Annotated in this window: 13 protein-coding genes and 1 pseudogene; 9 read left to right on the top strand and 5 right to left on the bottom strand. The window is 46.1% G+C overall.

The window, feature by feature from the left end; translation table 11 throughout:
• Positions 1 to 507: 507 nt before the first annotated feature.
• The 5 genes from BMZ95_RS09510 (at position 508) to BMZ95_RS09490 (ending at position 3,975) form a co-directional block, all read left to right on the top strand.
• Complete coding sequence (locus BMZ95_RS09510; protein WP_235806934.1) at positions 508 to 969, top strand: HdeD family acid-resistance protein; 462 nt, start codon at positions 508 to 510, stop codon at positions 967 to 969.
• A gap of 297 nt (positions 970 to 1,266) precedes the next feature.
• Complete coding sequence (locus tag BMZ95_RS09505; RefSeq protein WP_014074198.1) at positions 1,267 to 2,193, top strand: ABC transporter ATP-binding protein; 927 nt, start codon at positions 1,267 to 1,269, stop codon at positions 2,191 to 2,193.
• Positions 2,186 to 3,097: an ABC transporter permease gene (locus tag BMZ95_RS09500; RefSeq protein ID WP_046922383.1), complete on the top strand. Its 912-nt coding sequence runs from the start codon at positions 2,186 to 2,188 to the stop codon at positions 3,095 to 3,097. The genes BMZ95_RS09505 and BMZ95_RS09500 overlap by 8 nt, the downstream gene beginning before the upstream one ends.
• Complete coding sequence (locus tag BMZ95_RS09495; protein ID WP_014074196.1) at positions 3,094 to 3,528, top strand: LytTR family DNA-binding domain-containing protein; 435 nt, start codon at positions 3,094 to 3,096, stop codon at positions 3,526 to 3,528. Before BMZ95_RS09500 ends, BMZ95_RS09495 begins: the two co-directional genes overlap by 4 nt.
• A gap of 9 nt (positions 3,529 to 3,537) precedes the next feature.
• Entirely contained in the window at positions 3,538 to 3,975 is a 438-nt protein-coding gene (locus tag BMZ95_RS09490; protein WP_046922382.1) for a DUF3021 family protein, read from the top strand.
• A gap of 368 nt (positions 3,976 to 4,343) precedes the next feature.
• Here BMZ95_RS09490 and BMZ95_RS09485 read toward each other — a convergent pair whose 3' ends face one another.
• From BMZ95_RS09485 to BMZ95_RS09475, 3 genes are all read right to left on the bottom strand, one after another.
• Entirely contained in the window at positions 4,344 to 4,856 is a 513-nt protein-coding gene (locus BMZ95_RS09485) for a nucleoside 2-deoxyribosyltransferase (protein WP_003692229.1), read from the bottom strand.
• Positions 4,857 to 4,936: 80 nt separating this feature from the next.
• Positions 4,937 to 5,599 carry a histidine phosphatase family protein gene (locus BMZ95_RS09480; protein WP_046922381.1) on the bottom strand — a complete coding sequence of 221 codons (663 nt, stop codon included), beginning with the start codon at positions 5,597 to 5,599 and terminating at the stop codon, positions 4,937 to 4,939.
• A 45-nt stretch (positions 5,600 to 5,644) separates the two neighbouring features.
• Positions 5,645 to 7,504 (bottom strand): monovalent cation:proton antiporter family protein, encoded by a 1,860-nt coding sequence (locus BMZ95_RS09475; RefSeq protein WP_046922380.1) that lies wholly within the window; start codon positions 7,502 to 7,504, stop codon positions 5,645 to 5,647.
• Between the two features lie 152 nt (positions 7,505 to 7,656).
• Between BMZ95_RS09475 and helD the strand changes: the two genes are divergently transcribed.
• Positions 7,657 to 9,957, top strand: a complete 2,301-nt coding sequence (gene helD / locus BMZ95_RS09470; RefSeq protein ID WP_046922379.1) for an RNA polymerase recycling motor HelD — start codon at positions 7,657 to 7,659, stop codon at positions 9,955 to 9,957.
• A 675-nt stretch (positions 9,958 to 10,632) separates the two neighbouring features.
• On the opposite strand, the pseudogene BMZ95_RS09465 reads toward helD, so the two are convergent.
• Together BMZ95_RS09465 and BMZ95_RS09455 are read right to left on the bottom strand one after the other, a co-directional pair.
• Positions 10,633 to 11,091: pseudogene (locus BMZ95_RS09465) on the bottom strand (helix-turn-helix domain-containing protein); the annotation flags it as partial.
• Positions 11,092 to 11,566: 475 nt separating this feature from the next.
• On the bottom strand, positions 11,567 to 12,391 hold the full coding sequence (locus tag BMZ95_RS09455; RefSeq protein ID WP_014074190.1) for an AraC family transcriptional regulator: 825 nt from the start codon (positions 12,389 to 12,391) through the stop codon (positions 11,567 to 11,569).
• Between the two features lie 217 nt (positions 12,392 to 12,608).
• Between BMZ95_RS09455 and BMZ95_RS09450 the strand changes: the two genes are divergently transcribed.
• Genes BMZ95_RS09450 through BMZ95_RS11605 form a run of 3 tightly spaced genes read left to right on the top strand, consistent with a single transcriptional unit; the run spans position 12,609 to position 16,906 of the window.
• A complete protein-coding gene (locus BMZ95_RS09450; protein WP_046922377.1) occupies positions 12,609 to 14,543 on the top strand; it encodes a sugar MFS transporter in 1,935 nt (644 codons plus the stop codon).
• Positions 14,540 to 16,735, top strand: coding sequence for an alpha-galactosidase (locus BMZ95_RS09445; protein WP_074786595.1), 2,196 nt, complete (start codon positions 14,540 to 14,542; stop codon positions 16,733 to 16,735). The genes BMZ95_RS09450 and BMZ95_RS09445 overlap by 4 nt, the downstream gene beginning before the upstream one ends.
• Before the next feature lie 42 nt (positions 16,736 to 16,777).
• Positions 16,778 to 16,906 (top strand): hypothetical protein, encoded by a 129-nt coding sequence (locus BMZ95_RS11605; protein ID WP_263851308.1) that lies wholly within the window; start codon positions 16,778 to 16,780, stop codon positions 16,904 to 16,906.
• The last annotated feature ends 40 nt before the right edge of the window (positions 16,907 to 16,946 follow it).

Raw genomic sequence — 16,946 nt, 5'->3', positions numbered from 1 at the left:
TGCCCGTAAAAGCCAGTCCACGGTTACGGGCAAAATGTCGATTTTGGTGATATGCCCGTAAAATGCAGCCCACGGTTACGGGCAAAACGTCGATTTTTAGGATATGCCCGTAAAAGCCAGTCCACGGTTACGGGCAAAACCACGTTGTATATAAAACCTGGATGATTCGCAATAAATCGCAAGGCATCATGATTTTTTGGCTGTCTTAAAGGTTATTGGTAGCGCAATTATTTATTTCTGTGTTATCCTTAGGTAAATAGTTAATAAACATGAAGCTGTTGGTTACAAAAGAAGGAAAAGCAGCATTTGCAGTCGGAATCGTTTTGATTTTGTCGGTGCTTTTTGTGAACCGAAATCCGGCAGATAAAAAACGTGAGCTTATCATTACCATTAGTTATCAATTATGTGATGCGATATAATCGTAAATTGATAAAGGATGGCGATTGTTATGGAAACAATTCAACACAAATTTAATTGGTCAGTTTGGTTGTAGGTGTTATTTTGTTTGTGGCAGGCATAGTCACATTCATTCATCTTGGTACAACGCTTGAGTTCATCTCTATTATCATAGGTGTAACGGCAGTTGTTAAGGGCTTGTATGAATTATGGTTCAAACACGTTCTTGATACGACGACCGAAGAAAAGACGCTTGGTCTTTTTGCAATGGGAATCGTTGCTCTCGTGCTTGGCTTCCTGTTCATTTTCAAAGCTGCAACTGGTGCCCAGGTCGTAGCGTATATCTTTGCTTTGTGGTTCATCTTCGACGCAATTATTCAGCTTGCTACTTCAAAGAAGTTTAAAAACGCCGGCAAAGCACACTACGTCTGGATGATCGCATTGAACGTCATTGCCTTGCTTTTAGGCATCGCATTGTTGTTCAATCCGCTCCTTGCCAGCATCGCAATCGTGTGGATTGTTTCAATCTACTTGGTTGTCACAGGCATTTCTCAATTTATATCTGCATTTTAATTTGTCTGCGAACGAGCCCCGTTTCGGTTTGAAACGGGGTTTTTTGTTAAATTCAGTGCGGCATCCTGATTCCGAAAACGAACGCGGATTTTTTGAAAAATGCAGTGGCGCAACCTGATTTCAAAAAACAAATGAGGATTTCATCTCTGCATCTGTCAGAAAAATTGGGGGATGTGCTCGCATCGAAAATGTGACGTCTTACGGTTTCTTTTTGACCGCTTGGTTCAAGATGCTTGTAATCAAGCAAAGTTTGAGAATATAATAGTTCCATCAAGCAAACAAAGGGGGAATTTAGCTATGAAAGAAAGGGCAATTGAAGTTTCGAACCTCAAAAAATATTTTAAAGACGTCAAAGCCGTCGACGACATCAGCTTTTCGGTCGAACAAGGCGAACTGTTCGGTTTTCTCGGCGTCAACGGTGCCGGAAAATCTACCGTAATCAATATTTTGTGCACCTTATATAAAAAAGACGGCGGAAGCGTGCGTGTTTTGGGAAACGAAGTCGGAAAGGACGATGAAAAAATTCGGCAGGACATCGGGATGGTTCATCAGGAAAATTCCCTTGATGAGCTGCTGACGGTCAAGGAAAATCTGCAGATTCGCGGGGGGCTTTATGGCGAGACTAAAGAAAATCTCAGGAAAAATTTTGACAAGGTCGTCAAACTTCTTGGGTTGAAAGATGTTTTGAACAGACCGTACGGAAAACTTTCCGGAGGTCAAAAACGCAGGGCAGAGATTGCGGCGGCACTGATGCACGAACCCAAGATCCTGTTTTTGGACGAACCGACGACGGGACTTGATCCGGCAACGAGAAAGAATGTCTGGGAAGCAATCGTTTCTTTGCAAAAAGAACTTGGGATGACCGTCTTTTTGACGACGCATTACATGGAAGAAGCTGCCAATGCAAAGCACGTCTGCATCATCGATCATGGCAAGGTGCTGATGGCCGGAACGCCATTTGAGTTGAAGAATACATATGTCAAAGACGTTTTGCGACTTTATTTTGAACCGGAAAAAAAGGATGAAGTCAAAGAGTCTGCAGCAATCAAAGCTCTGCATTTGACAAAGGAAACAGGCGACATGATCGAAGCAGAACTTGAATGCACGAAGGACGCATTGGACGTTTTGGAGAAAATCAGAGGAGAAATCAAAGGTTTTGAAGTCGTTCAGGGAACGATGGACGATTTGTTCATCAACGTGACAGGGGGAAATAAAAATGCATAAATTTTGGAATTTGGTGAAGAGACATTGTTTGGTGTTCCTTCGCGACAAGACTGCCGTGTTCTTTTCGTTTTTGGCGATGATCATCATCATCGTGCTGATGGGCGTCTTTTTGTCCAAGATGAACGTTGACAGCATTTTGAGCCTTTTGGAGCAATTTCGTCATTCAAAAGCAACGGCAACGGACAGGAAGAATGCGACGGAACTCGTTTATTACTGCATCTTGGCCGGAATTTTGATGACGAATTCGCTGACCGTATCCACCAGCGTGATCGGAATATACATCGACGACATCAAGAGTCATGCGATTGATTGCTTTTATTCGGCACCGATCAAGCGCAGCATTGTCTCGTTGTCATACATCGCAGCGGCAATGATGGTTTCGATGATGATGTGTTTGGCAACGCTCGGCGTTTTTTTGGCATTTATCGTTTTAGACGGCGGAGAGATGCTTTCGATGACGAGTCTGCTGAAGGTCATCGTGGGAATTGCGCTCAACGTCGTTTTGTTTTCAATCGGCGCGTACGGAATTTCGCTTGGGCTCAGAAGTTCAAAGAGCTGGTCGACGTTTGCAAGCATTTCCGGAACGCTGGTCGGATTTTTGGGAGGAGTCTATTTGCCTATGGGCTTTCTTCCAAAAGGCGTTGCGAGTGTTTTGAAGTTTTTGCCTTTTTTGCACGGAGCATCGATTTTGCGCAAAAGCTGCGTCCAATCCGCGTTGGATAAGACGTTTGCCGGTTGTCCGTCAGAAATTGCGACAAATTATCAGGAATATGTCGGCATTACCGTCAAATCCGGAGGACACGTTTTGAGCACGGCTGAACAGGTCGGAATCATGACATTGTGGCTCGTTGCAGCGTTGGCAGCCGTTTTTGCAATTTCGCGGAGAAAGCATTTGAACAGATGAAAATTACAATACTGCCCGCAGATGACGGGGAAGAGGAAATCATTATAAAATGCAATGCCCTTACCAGGGAAATGCTCAAGGCACTTGAACAGTTCCGGGGCGGCATCAATCAGCTGGCTCTTTATAAGGGAAATGAAATCAGGCTGATGGATGTTTCTGAAATCTATTACTTTGAATCAGTCGACAATGTCGTTTTTGCCTATTGCAAAGATGAGGTCTATGAGACGAAGAGCCGCCTGTACGAGCTGGAGGAAAAGCTGTCCATGACAAGTTTCATGCGCTCAAGCAAGTCGATGATCATTAACTTAAACAAGATTGAAAGCCTTTCACCGATAATCAACGGCCGCTTTCAGGCCTTGTTGAAAAACAAGGAAAAAGTCATGATTTCCCGGCAATACGTCGGAAAGCTCAAGGAAAAATTAGGATTGTAGGTGGATGAGATGTTCAAGAAGAAATTAGCATTATATTTTGAAGTCTACAAGCGGGTGACGACCTGTGTCGTCTTTGCCGTTGCCGTCTATACGGCAGTTTTCTGGGGGGTCGGTGTCAGCTTCAGTCCGTGGATCTTCTGGCAGGTAATCCTCATAGCGGCCATTACGAGTCTGGGATCTGTCTTCTTAAGCGATGAAGGCAATATTTCCAAAAGAAGAGCGTGGGCAGAAAGCATCGCATATTTTGCATACGTCAACGTTTCAGTGATGGTTCTGGGATATTTCTTTGGATGGTATTACTTTAACTGGCCAATGGTGATCTCGATGGAAGTCATTATTTCAGCCATCTACGTCACTGTTTCGTTTTTGAGCTACTGTTCTGACTGCAGGACCGCTGACAAGCTGAATGAAGGCCTGAAAAAATATCAGCGGGATCATGAGAAATGAGACTGGGAAAACCTCCTTTTTACCGCTTGAATTGAATTAAATGCCGAACAAATGAGGTCGTAATTCGACTGAGTTTGTCCGGCATTTTTCAATTCTGAGACATGAAAGCCTGTTTTTTTAAATGCAGTGCTGCGCATTTCCTGCTCAATCAGGGCGTCGAGACGGGATTACGGGCAAAATGTCGATTTCTGAGATTTGCCCGTAAATGCCTTCCTTCGATGAAGAATTATCCTGTATACACAAAAGCCCCTGAATCCTGGTGTCCGGCAGATGTTTGATCAAAACAAAAAACACGTATGATTCTATAAATCGTACGTGTTTTGAATTTAAGTCAGTTTTTCTTCCCGTTCTGCCGGAAGGTCACTGTCTTAGAAAACCTTGAACGGAGGCACGGGATTTGCCTGCGGATGATTGAAGTTGAAAGTTTTGAGACTTTCAAAATCTTCTTGTTTGATCCATGTTGTAGCAGCACCGGCAATCATGAGATTGATTTCGACGTCTTCTCGGTCTCGTTCCGTGAACGGAATGACCACGCATGGCTTTTGCTGGCTGCGGAACAAAGCAAGCTCATATGCGCAGCCGTCGTCAATGTTGTCGAGATCGTACAAGAAAACGCCGATGTCGCTTGTTGCAACGGCAGTGCAGTCGTTTTGGAACGTGGCAGCAACCCATTCAGGCGTTCCAAAGACGCCTTCCGGATCGTTGTCCACGGTCGCGTCCTTGTACTGGAAGTCAAACGGGAAGTGAATAACGCCGACGGTTTCGTTTTGGTTAAGATATTCGCGCGCTTTTTTGGCGCGTTCTTTTTGAACGTCGTTGAACCATGGCGTGGCAAGATAAATTTTTGTCGTCGGACTTTTTGCAAGACCTTTGTCAATCATAATTTTTCCTCCTTGCGTGCATGTCGGCACGTTAATGTAAAATGCAGAGCGTGATTGCTGCTTTGATGCAAACGAGCAAGTCAGTATTCGTCCGTTTTCAAATAGTGCGAGTAGTAATCGACTGAAACGCGGGTTCCGTCAACCGTCAAGCGGGTCACCGAACCGTTTTTGGGACTGACGGTGATATCGACTTCGGGGTCAAAATGGTGGACGATGCTTCTGATCGTCGTTCCGTGGCTGACGATCAAAATGTTGCAGCCGTCATCTGCAATCTTGTCAAGATATTCAAAACCATTTCCGACGCGTTCCCAGAATTCCTGGTTGTTTTCGGCCTGGTGGAACGGGTCTGCTTCCTTGCAGAAATCGCGCGCATCTTCAATCGAGTACGTTGAGATCAGCTCTTTGAAAGTGCGGCAGTTGTGCAAGGCACCGATCATCAGCCAGGCCTGATTGGAATCGGATCCTTCGTAATAGCCGTAGCCTTGTTCACGGAAATTTTCAAGCGTGATCGGAACGGGCGTTTCATTGTCGTTTTCGGACAGAATATAGTTGCAGGTTCTCATTGCGCGTGTCGTATCGCTGTGAAACGCGTACGCAAATTTGATTTTCTTGAGGCGCCGACCTGCTTCATGCGCATCTTCAATGCCCTTTTGGGTGAGCGGCGAATCGCACCACCCCTGCATTCGATTATAGCGATTTAAAATTGTTTGTCCATGTCTTACCAGGTATATTTTATAGCTCATTAAAAATCCTCCGAAAAAAAGTATATCATCATCAGCAAAAACGCGCTACTCGTTCATTTTGCTCAAGACGGCACGCAGCCTTGGCATGACGTCCTTGTCGCATGAGAACAAAATGTGGTCTCCGAGCTGAATCTGAGTCGATCCGTGCGGAGAAATCGCCCTGCCGTTTCTGAAAATTCGACTGATGGTGATGTTTTCGACGAACGGAATCTGACTGACTTCAATGCCGTCAAATCTGGCATTGTTGACGACGACTTCGTAAAGGCGCGAATTGCCGGTAATCATCTGGAGCGTTGACGGTGTTTCGATGACGGAGCTCATTAAACCGACGTTCGTGTCGAAAATATTGAGCGTTTCGACGTCGGCAGAAGCCAGCTTGTGATCCATCTCGGACATGCTTTGCGGATCTGTATTTTCCAGTTCGCAGATGACGCGCTTGACTCCGTATTCCTTGGCTTTCAGAGCCAGGTTGACGTTCATCTGCGGGTCGGTGTAGCCAAGGACCAGGATATCCGTGTCAAATACAGAGCTGTCAATCAAGTCCTTCGGATCAATGCTTGTCAGAAAGCTGACGTTGCCCTTGTAGCGGTAGGTATCGTAGTTTTCTTGTTTATGAGTATAGATCGAAACGTCATACCAGTCCGAATTGAGCCGTTCTGCGGCGTTGATCGTCACAAGGTTTGCGCCGATGATGTGAACCGTTGTTTTCTTCATGTCTTCCGGTTCGGACGAAAGGAGGCGGTTGAAGCAAAGCGGACCGAAAAGACAGGTCAGGATGCCGGCAATGAGGAACGCGCCTGATTGCTGGCTCGTGATGACTTTAAGGTCTTCTGCAACCGTCAAAACTGCCAAAACGAGCGTAATCGTCGTTCCGGAAAGAATCGAGCCGGCCAAGGCGTTTTGGCGTTTGAAACGCAGCCGCAGTCCGAAGAAGGCCGGAAGCTTGGCCAAGACGAACGCCAAAAAGAACAACGGAATCAGAACGATCGTCTTTGGATCCGCCAAAAGACTCGGAATGTCGAGCTTGACTCCGGTCAGGATGAAGAAGAAAGGAATCAAAAAGCCGTATCCGATCGCATCCAGCTTTTGCTGCGTGGATTCGCTCGGAGAAAGAAGCTTGATGACGATGCCGGCAACGAATGCGCCCAAGATGTTTTCTGCACCGACGTGTTCAGCCAGGACGACCAGAGTGATGATGACTGCAAACGACAAACGCATGTCGATTTGCGTGGTTGATTTGTTAAATTTGGAAAGAGCCGGGAAGAACCAGCGAAAGTGCCTGAAAATCATGGCGCCGGCAATGAACAACAGGCCGATGAGCCAAATCTGACTTCCTCTTCCGGCAACGACGGAGCTGTAGATCGTCAAGGAAAGCAGCGGGACGACCTCGCCTAAAACCGCAATCAGAAGAATCGTCTGACCGAACGGCTTTGACAGAAGCTCATTTTCCTTCAAAACTGAAATGACGACGCCAAGCGCGATTGTCGAAAAAAGAATCGTTGCCAGCAGGACGTTCGTGAACAGGCCGGTGAATTTAAAGAGAAATGCAAGCGCAAAAGCTGCGACAAAGCTCAAAACGTATGCCAGGACGGCGACTTGGACCGGCGTGATTTTGGGCGTGTCGTCTGCCTGCTTTTGTTCGAGCTTCGTCAACGGAGCGTTGTTTTTCTTGAAGAGCGAAAAATCGATTTCCATGCCGCTCAAAAATAACAGCAAGATTACGCCGAACGTTGACATGCTGTTCAGAATCGAATCGATGTGCACCAGGTTGAGACAGCTTTTGCCGATAATGATGCCGACGATGATTTCGGCAACGGACGTCGGCAGAAGCTTGATGTTGAAACGTGACAGAATCATAGGCGTTGCAAAGGCTGCAATGACTGTGATCATTAATGAGATATCCATGAAATCATCCTTTCTGATTATTTTCTTTATTGTATCAGTTTATATCGATTTTTTCTTGAAGAATGACCGTTTTGAAAAGACTTTAATTTCACTTTGAAGGGTGAAATATGCTAAAATAGATTACTGAAAATTTCTGAAAAGGGAGCGTTCAAATGGCCGACATCATCAAAGAACAAGAACAAAAGCGCATGGATTACGTCGTTGAAAAAATAAAAAATGAAGAAGAAACCGCCAAAAAGAAAATTTCCAGGGCATCTGCCGATACCAAGGCGATTCAGGCTGATTTCAAAAACAACGTTCGCATCAAAACGGGGACGTATTCCGGCATGATGGAAACGGCTTTGACCGTCAGGCAGCAGCAGATGCAGCTTGAAGAACGCGAAAACAGTCGCAATCAGGCGGCGCATCGTTTGGAAATTCTTGAACGGATGGAAAAGAAGCCTTATTTTGCGCGCGTCGATCTGATCGAACAGGGCGAAGACAAAAAAGAAACGATTTACATCGGATTGGCGACTTTTTCGAACGGTCCGGACGAATTTCTCGTATACGATTGGCGTGCGCCGATTTCAAGCGTTTATTACGATGGAGGCCTTGGCAAAACCACTTATGCGACGCCTGACGGGGAGCGCGAGGTTGACGTGGTCCTGAAACGCCAGTTCATGGTCGATGACGGCAAGATTTTGACTGTATTTGACACGGATGAAACGGTGGGCGATCAGATGCTGCTTGAGGTTTTGGATGAATCTTCCGACGTCAAAATGAAGAGCATCGTTACGACGATTCAAAAAGAACAAAACAAGATTATCCGCGATACGAAGTCTGATCTGCTGTTCGTTCAGGGGGCAGCCGGTTCCGGAAAAACGTCGGCCGTGCTGCAGCGCGTGGCCTATCTGCTCTATCGTTATCGCGGCAATTTGAATTCCGGTCAGATCATCCTGTTTTCGCCCAATCAGCTGTTCAACGACTACATCGATCAGGTTTTGCCGGAACTCGGAGAACACAACATGGTACAGATGACCTACTACCAGTATACCCAGCACCGCCTTCCGAAGATGCACGTCGAAACGCTCAAGGAACGTTTTGAAGAAGATAATCACGGAACAAACAAGAAAATCAGGGTCATCAAGGACAGTTTGAAGTTTTTTGACGCAACGACCGCATATTCAAACTATTTGGAAAGAAACGGGATGCGTTTCAAAAACATCATGCACAACGGCGAAATCTTCTTCTCGCGCAAGGAAATCAAGTCGATTTACTATAGCTTTAATGAAAATTATCATCTTGGCAATCGCTTGGAAGCAACGCAGGAAGAACTGCTCAAACGCTTGAGTTCAAGGGTTGGACAGGAAGCCAGAACCGATCGCGTTCAAAAAGCCGTTCAGGATTTGCCAGCACAGGAACTTAATGCTTTGTACGGCGATCATCCGCGCAACTTTGTCGATGGCGACAAGGAACTCCTCTTTTTGTGCAAGCAATACGTGACGAAGGAATTCATGAAAATCAAGCGCACCATCGTCAGGAAACGCTTTTTGAACGTCAATGCTCAGTACGTTCATTTTTTGCGACACGTTCCTTCTTTGCTCGATCTTTCAAAGTTCGACGTTTCGGATGACGAATGGCAAAAAGGGGTCGAAAACACGATTGATCAAATCAAAAAGCGCAGTCTGCCGATGACGGACGTGTCCTGCTTCTTGTATCTGTACGACCGCATCACCGGCAAGAAGGGCGACATCAGAATGCGATACGTCTTCATCGATGAGATCCAGGATTATACGGCATACCAGCTTGCATATCTCAAGACGGAATTTCCGCGCGCCCACTTCACGATGCTCGGCGATCTGAATCAGGCGATTTTCACGAAGGAAAACAGCCACAGCCTGCTGTCTGAACTTTCGACGATGTTTGACAAGGACAGGACCAACGTGGTTCAGCTGACAAAATCGTATCGTTCAACCAGGCAGATTACCGATTTTACCAAGGAAGTGCTTGTCGATGGCGAAAAAGTCACTGCATTTAACCGCAACGGATCTTTGCCGACGATGACGATCGATGCTGACAGGGAACGCCTCGTTGAAGACGTCAAAGAACGTTTGCTTCAAAACGATGCCTTGAAGCTGACGACGGCCATCATCTGCAAGTCGCTTTCGGAATGCGAATGGCTGACCGAACAGCTTAACGTCAAAGGCGTCAAGGCAACGCTGATCAGAACCGAAAATCAGCGCCTCGTTCCCGGGACGATTATTGTCCCTTCATACTTGGCCAAGGGTCTGGAATTTGATGCTGTTATCATGTGGAACGCCAACAAGGAAAACTATCATGAAGAAGATGAACGCCAGCTGGTCTACACGATCTGCTCGCGTGCCATGCACCGATTGGACATTACCGTTGACGGTGAGATGTCGCCGTTGTTTGACCGGGTTCCGAAGAATTTATATGATATTATACGAAAATAGCAGAGAGACTGGTGAAAATTTAGGTTTTCTCCTGAATTAAATGAAATGCCGGACAAGACGGTCGAAAGTCGACTGATTTTGTCCAGCATTTTTTTATTATAGGTGAATTTTTTGCCAAATGCAGTACTGTGCAGCTCTGGCTCAATCAATGCTTCAAGACTGGCTTACGGGCAAAACGTCGATTTTGGGGATATGCCCGTAAAATGCAGCCCTCGGTTACGGTCAAAACGGCGATTTTTGGGATATGCCCGTAAAACCCAGTTCTCGGTTACGGGCAAAATGTTGATTTTGGGGATATGCCCGTAAAATGCAGCTCCCGGTTACGGGCAAAACGGCGATTTTTGGGATATGCCCGTAAAAGCTAGCCCTCGGTTACGGTCAAAATGCCGCTTTTTGGGATGTGCCCGTAAAAGCCAGCCCACGGTTACGGTCAAAATGGCGATTTTTGGGATATGCCCGTAAAAGCCAGCCCTCGGTTACGGGCATATAATGCCTTTTAAGTTTCATTGAAAAATATTACTTTAGCTCTATTTTGCCTTCAGTAAAATCTATTTCCTGCTCAATGTTTTTCCAATTGATGCTTACTTGTTCCACGTTTGAGCCACTTATAGTGTGCATCTCTGGTTATCCCAACTGTTCTGCACAGTTCACTGATTGACCAGCCGTATTCCTCGTTCAGTTCCCTGATAGTCTTCTGCCTGATTCCTTTTTCGCCTCCCTGTTGCTTATTTCGACTAATTTTTTTTGCGAAGGCTACCTCCATTTCCTGCTGATGAAGTCTGGCCTCGAGAAGTTTGTTTTCCCTCTTCAACCGGTCCATTTCAGTGAATTTTGATTCCGGTTTGTCCTTTCCTCTGCGGTCACGCAGCGATTCCGGATTATTGCCGCTTTCAGTGTACTTCCGATACCATCCGTAGACCTGACTATAGCTGACATTGTAATGTTCAGCCGCCCATTTGTAGTCAACATCGTGTCTTATCAGCTGTTCAATGATTTCCAGCCGTTCATCAAAAGTTGTTTTTCTGTCTTTCATCCCTGAATCTCGCTTTCCGGATCTACAATCCTCTAAGATAGATTCATTATACCCTATAATCGACTTGTCTGGGTACGGTCTCTCATTCTGTGCCTGACGGATGTCTGGCTAAAGCAAAAATAAGTATGATTCATAAAAGCTACTATGAATCGTACGCATTGTCAACCACCATCGGCTAAAGTTGATGGATTATGAGCAGACCCCATTATATTGAGTATCTGAACCACAATTTGCATAGATACGGATGGTTTATCCAAACAGCCGTAGTTGTCTGGTCAGTGACTATCTAATTACCAGTGCCTTTTACATTCCCAGGTTGCCATAGGAATGATATATCAATAGTTGTTAGATAGTTAGCCTATCCATCCCATGACTAAAGTCACGGGATGGATAGGCTAAGCATAATTAAATTTAAGGCACCAGCCTCTTTTTTGTCAGGCTGACGCCGAATTTGAACTTGATAATCTTCTTTTGTTCAGTCACAGCCGAATGTCATCAGAAAAATGCGGTTGTTTTTTATTCATTATTAGGTTAAAAGACCTGTATTTCATCTGTGAAAAGCTTCCGGATCACAAGTCAGTTTCTCATCCTTCTGAAATCAGTCGGGCTGCATCCTCTTGACTTGCGGAATGCCTTCGAAAATGTGAAGCTGTCACCGTATCCGATTGAATCAGCGATGTTCTGAATGCTTCTGTCGGTGTCTTTGAGCAGGTGTTCTGCTTCCTCCATGCGGATTTCAGTCAGAAACTTCTGAGGGGATGATCCCGCAAATTTTTTGAAGAGGCTGTAGAGGTAGCTTCGTGAAACGGACAGCCCGCGGCATACGTCAAGGATGGAGCAGCCTGTGTCATAGTTGTCCCTCATGTACTCCACCGCAAGCCGGAACTGGGTTCGTGAGTTGGTTTTTCTGGTGACTTCTGCCGGAAACTCGTCCAACAGGTCATGGAACATTTTGTAAAGCAGGGATTCGGTCAGCAGGCTGTTCTTCATGTTATGCGTCAAATGCAGCGATTCGTACAGCATGGACAGGCTATTTTTAAATTCAGTGTCCTGAATCTGGCACAGGTAATTTTTTTCTGAAATGCTTGAAGCGGCGAAGATTTCGCCGGTCCTGATACCTGAAAGTCCGATCCAGCTGTATTCCCACGGGTTCTTTTCATCAGCCTGATAGAAGCAGGGGACGCCTTTAGGTAAAATGAAGCAGTCTCCCTGTTTCAGTTTGACCAAGGGCCTGCCGGCTGACGAAAATGTTCCGCATCCATTCCTGATATAATGAATAACGTAGTTTTCGCGGATGTTATTTCCCTTGAAGATGTAGTTTGGTTCGCAGCATTCAAGACCGTAGAAGATGATTCCGTTTTCGATGCTGTTGCTCTGCAGATCGCGGTATTCCTTTTTCATTTTTTCTCCAATGTGTAAATTTTCTGTCACTCAATGTCAATATTGCTTTTTATATTTGAATTTTCCTTGTCATTATAACTTTTTTTGAAAGAAGATGTCAATTTGTTCACTGAACATTATGACATCTAAAATGATTAAAAGACTATGTTGAAAAGACTTACATTAACGTATACTGAAGACTGTAAAGAAAGCGGATACACGAAAGGGAGTTATTTTCATGTCAAATGAAGGGAAAACAAAAATGAGCATGGGACAGCGTCTTGCATACAGCTTTGGCGCATTTGGCAATGATGCATTTTACGGCCTGTTGTCAGGTTATCTGATCATGTTCATCACATCGCACTTGTTCAATTCCGGCAATCAGACCGTTGATAACAAGATGATCAGTCTTGTGACGCTGATCATCATGGTCTTGCGCATCGTAGAACTCTTTATTGATCCATTTATTGGAAACGCAATTGATCGCACGAAGACCCGTTGGGGGCATTTCCGTCCCTGGGTCGTCGCCGGCGGGACGGTTTCTGCAGTGTTGCTGCTGTGTCTGTTTACGTCGCTTGGCAATTTGTATCAGAAAAATGCAATGCTTTATCTGGTCATCTTTGCCGTAATGTACATCACGATGGACATCTTCTATTCATTCAAGGATGTCGGTTTCTGGTCAATGCTCCCGTCGCTTACGACTGATTCGCGTGAGCGCGAAAAAACGGCAACTTTTGCGCGTTTCGGTTCAACTATCGGCGGCGGTCTCGTTGGTGTGCTCGTCATGCCGGCCGTCATCTATTTTTCAGAAAAGACGACTTCGACCGGTGATGCTCACGGCTGGTTCATGTTTGCTCTCATCATCTGCACGATTGCACTCGTTTCCGCCTGGGTGGTCGGCTGCTGCACACGTGAAGTGAACAGCGAGATTCGCGAAAACAAGGAAGATACAGTTGGTGTCATCGGCGTTTTCAAGGCAGTTGCCAAAAACGATCAGCTCCTTTGGGTCGCATTTGCGTATCTTTTCTATGGAATCGGAATCAACATTCTGGGAGCGCTTGAAGTCTACTATTTCACGTATATCATGGGGCAACCAAAGTCGTTTTCAATTTTGTCAACAATCAACATCTTCCTGGGGATGGTTTCGGCTGCCTTGTTCCCGATTTTGTCTAAAAAATTCAGCAGAAAGACCGTATTCGGTGGTTGTCTTGTTTTCATGCTCTGCGGCATCGGAGTGTTCGCCATTGCTGGAAACAACCTGGCACTTGTTCTGCTTGCTGCCGTAATGTTTGCATTCCCGCAGCAAATGGTTTTCCTGGTTGTTTTGATGATCATCACGGATTCTGTTGAATATGGTCAATGGAAATTAGGGCACAGAGATGAATCATTATCGCTTTCCATTCGTCCGCTGATTGATAAGTTCGGCGGTGCCGTGTCAAATGGCGTTGTCGGTCAGATCGCAATTTTGGCCGGGATGACGACCGGAGCTACTGCCTCATCGATTACTGCAGCAGGAAGAATGAATTTCAAGCTGATGATGTTTGCCGTTCCGGCAGTGATGCTGACGGTTTCCATCATCATCTTCATGAAGAAGATCACTCTTACGGAGGAGCGTCATGCCCAAATCGTTGCCGAACTTGAAAAGACGTGGGGCAAGGATCTTGGCATCAGTGTCAAAAACACTTCGTCGGATGAAAAGCTTTCCGTCAAGGCACCTGTTTCAGGTAATCTGATTGAGCTGAGCGAAGTAAATGACGATGTATTCTCAAAGGGTCAGGCAGGCCTGGGATTTGCCATCAGACCGAATGACGGCAGAGTGTATGCTCCGTTTGATGCAACGGTCCGCCAGGTATTTTCGACAAGACATGCAGTCGGCATTGTTGCCGACAACGGCATGGCACTTCTGATTCACGTCGGACTTGGCACCGTTGCTCTCAAGGGCACGGGATTCGTAACCTATGTCGAAGAGGGACAGAGGATAAGTCAAGGCGATGAGATTCTGGAATTCTGGGATGATACAATCAGAAAGGCCGGTCTTGACGATACCGTAATCGTGACGGTGACGAACTCCGATAATTTTGAGGACTTCACGCTGAAGCAGAAGAGCGGAGCTGAAATCAAGGCAATGGATGATGCAATGGAACTGAGAGTGAAGAAAGGTGAAGCAAAATGAATGACTTAATTGAATTTGACAGCAAACGGCAGGTCTTCCACCTGCACAACAGGAACATCTCGTACATCTTCTCGGTGGTGGCCGGCGGAACGCTCTGTCATCTTTACTTCGGCAGACGCGTGCAGAAATATCACGGCGAATTGAAGTATCCAAGGGTTGACCGCGGCTTTTCGGGCAATCTTCCCGGATCGCTTGACCGGACGTTCTCCCGTGACACACTGCCGAAAGAGTACAGCGGAGCGGGTGAGATGGACTATCATACACCTGCAACGATTGTTCGTCAGGAAAACGGATCGAATTCCCTGATGTTGAAATATAAAAATTACAAAATTGAAGACGGAAAGCCAAAGTTGGAAGGACTCCCGGCAGCCTGCGTTGAAAATGAAAAAGAGGCACAGACGCTGACGATTACGCTTGACGATGAGTTGACGGGACTTGAGTACGATTTGCTTTATACTGTTTATCGTGACGTTTCCATCATCACCCGTTCCGTTAAGGTGAGAAATACAGGGAAGGAAACTGTTTTCCTGGAAAAGGTCGCCTCGCTTCAGCTTGATTTTGTCGACAGGGATTTCGATTCAATCTGCCTGCCCGGTGCTCATGCAAACGAACGCCATCTTGAGCGGTCATCGGTCGGATACGGCATTCAGAAATTCGGCAGCATCCGCGGCACGTCAAGTCATCAGATGAACCCGTTTTTGGCCCTGGCTGACAGGAAAACGGACGAATTTTCCGGAGACGTTTACGGATTTGCATTTGCATATTCCGGCAATCACTCGTTTGAAGTCGAGAAGGATCAGATTGATCAAACGCACCTGGTAATCGGAATCAACGATTATAATTTTTCCTGGAAACTGGATGCCGGCTCTGAATTTCAAACACCGGAAGTCCTCATGACTTATTCAGACCAGGGGTTGAACAAGATGAGCCAGGCCTTTCATGAAATCATCAGAGAGCGTATCGTCCGGTCGAAATTCAAGCATGCTGATCGTCCAATCCTTGTCAACAACTGGGAGGCAACTTACTTTGATTTCAACGAAGAAAAGCTTAAAACGATCGTTGACGAGGCTGAAAATCTCGGCATTGAAATGTTCGTTTTAGACGACGGGTGGTTCGGACACCGCAATGACGACAATTCATCTCTTGGTGACTGGACGGTTTACAAGAAGAAGTTTCCTTCAGGACTCGGGCATTTTGCAGATTACGTGCATGAAAAGGGGCTGAAGTTCGGTCTTTGGTTTGAACCGGAAATGATTTCCTACGATTCAAAACTTTACAGAAAGCATCCCGAATATCTGATGCAGGTTCCGGGACGCAGGCCAAGCCCTTCGAGAAACCAGTACGTGCTTGACTTGACACGAAAGGAAGTCATTGATGATCTTTTCGGACAGATCAGCAAGGTTCTCAAAGAAGGCAGCGTGGATTACGTCAAGTGGGATATGAATCGTCATCTGTCAGACGTCTATTCGGCAAGTCTTCCGAAAGACAGGCAGGGGGAGGTTTACCATCGCTATGTTTTAGGGTTATACGAACTGATGGAACGAATTACAAGTACCTTTCCTGATGTTTTGTTTGAAGGATGCTCAGGTGGAGGCGGGCGCTTCGATGCCGGCTTTGCCTATTATATGCCGCAGATCTGGACGAGTGACAACACGGATGCCGTTTCCCGGCTGACGATTCAATACGGCACGAGTCTTGTGTATCCGATTTCCATGACGACCGCGCACGTTTCGGCAATTCCTAATCACCAGACTGGACGCAAAACGTCATTTGAAACGCGCGGCAATGCTGCAATGAGCGCAGTCTTCGGATACGAGCTTGATTTGACCAAGATGAGTCAAGAAGATAAGGATCATGTCAAAGAACAGGTAGCTTGCTACAAGGAGATCCGAAAACTCATACAATACGGCAATTTTTACCGTTTGAAGTCGCCGGTTGAAACAAATCAGGCAGCTTGGATGTTTGTTTCGGATGATAAGCGCGACGTCTGCGTCATGACTTTCCAGGTTCTCGCATTTGCGCAGCCTTGTTTGACAAAGACAAAATTATTCGGGCTTGATCCTGAGCTTGAATACGAAAATCTTGAAACGCATGAAATCTTTGGCGGTGATGAGCTGATGGAACTTGGATTCTATGATCCGATTGTCCACCAGGACTACACATCAAAGATGTATCGGTTCAAGGGAATCTGACTTTGATAAACCCCCGGGGCATTTTGGCTCGGGGGTTTTGTTTTGTCAGATGCAGTGCGCATGGCGGTAATCGTGGCGGGGCAGAAGGTCGGATGGCAGTGGTTAAATTCCGATGCGGATTACGGTCAAAACGCTGCTTTTTGGTATTTGCCCGTAAAACCCAGTTCTTGATTACGGGCAAAATGCCGCTTTTTGAGATTTGCCCGTAAAA

The sequence above is a fragment of the Ligilactobacillus ruminis DSM 20403 = NBRC 102161 genome (assembly GCF_900113455.1).
GTDB classification, from domain to species: domain Bacteria; phylum Bacillota; class Bacilli; order Lactobacillales; family Lactobacillaceae; genus Ligilactobacillus; species Ligilactobacillus ruminis.
This window is presented reverse-complemented; position numbering and strand designations above follow the sequence as displayed.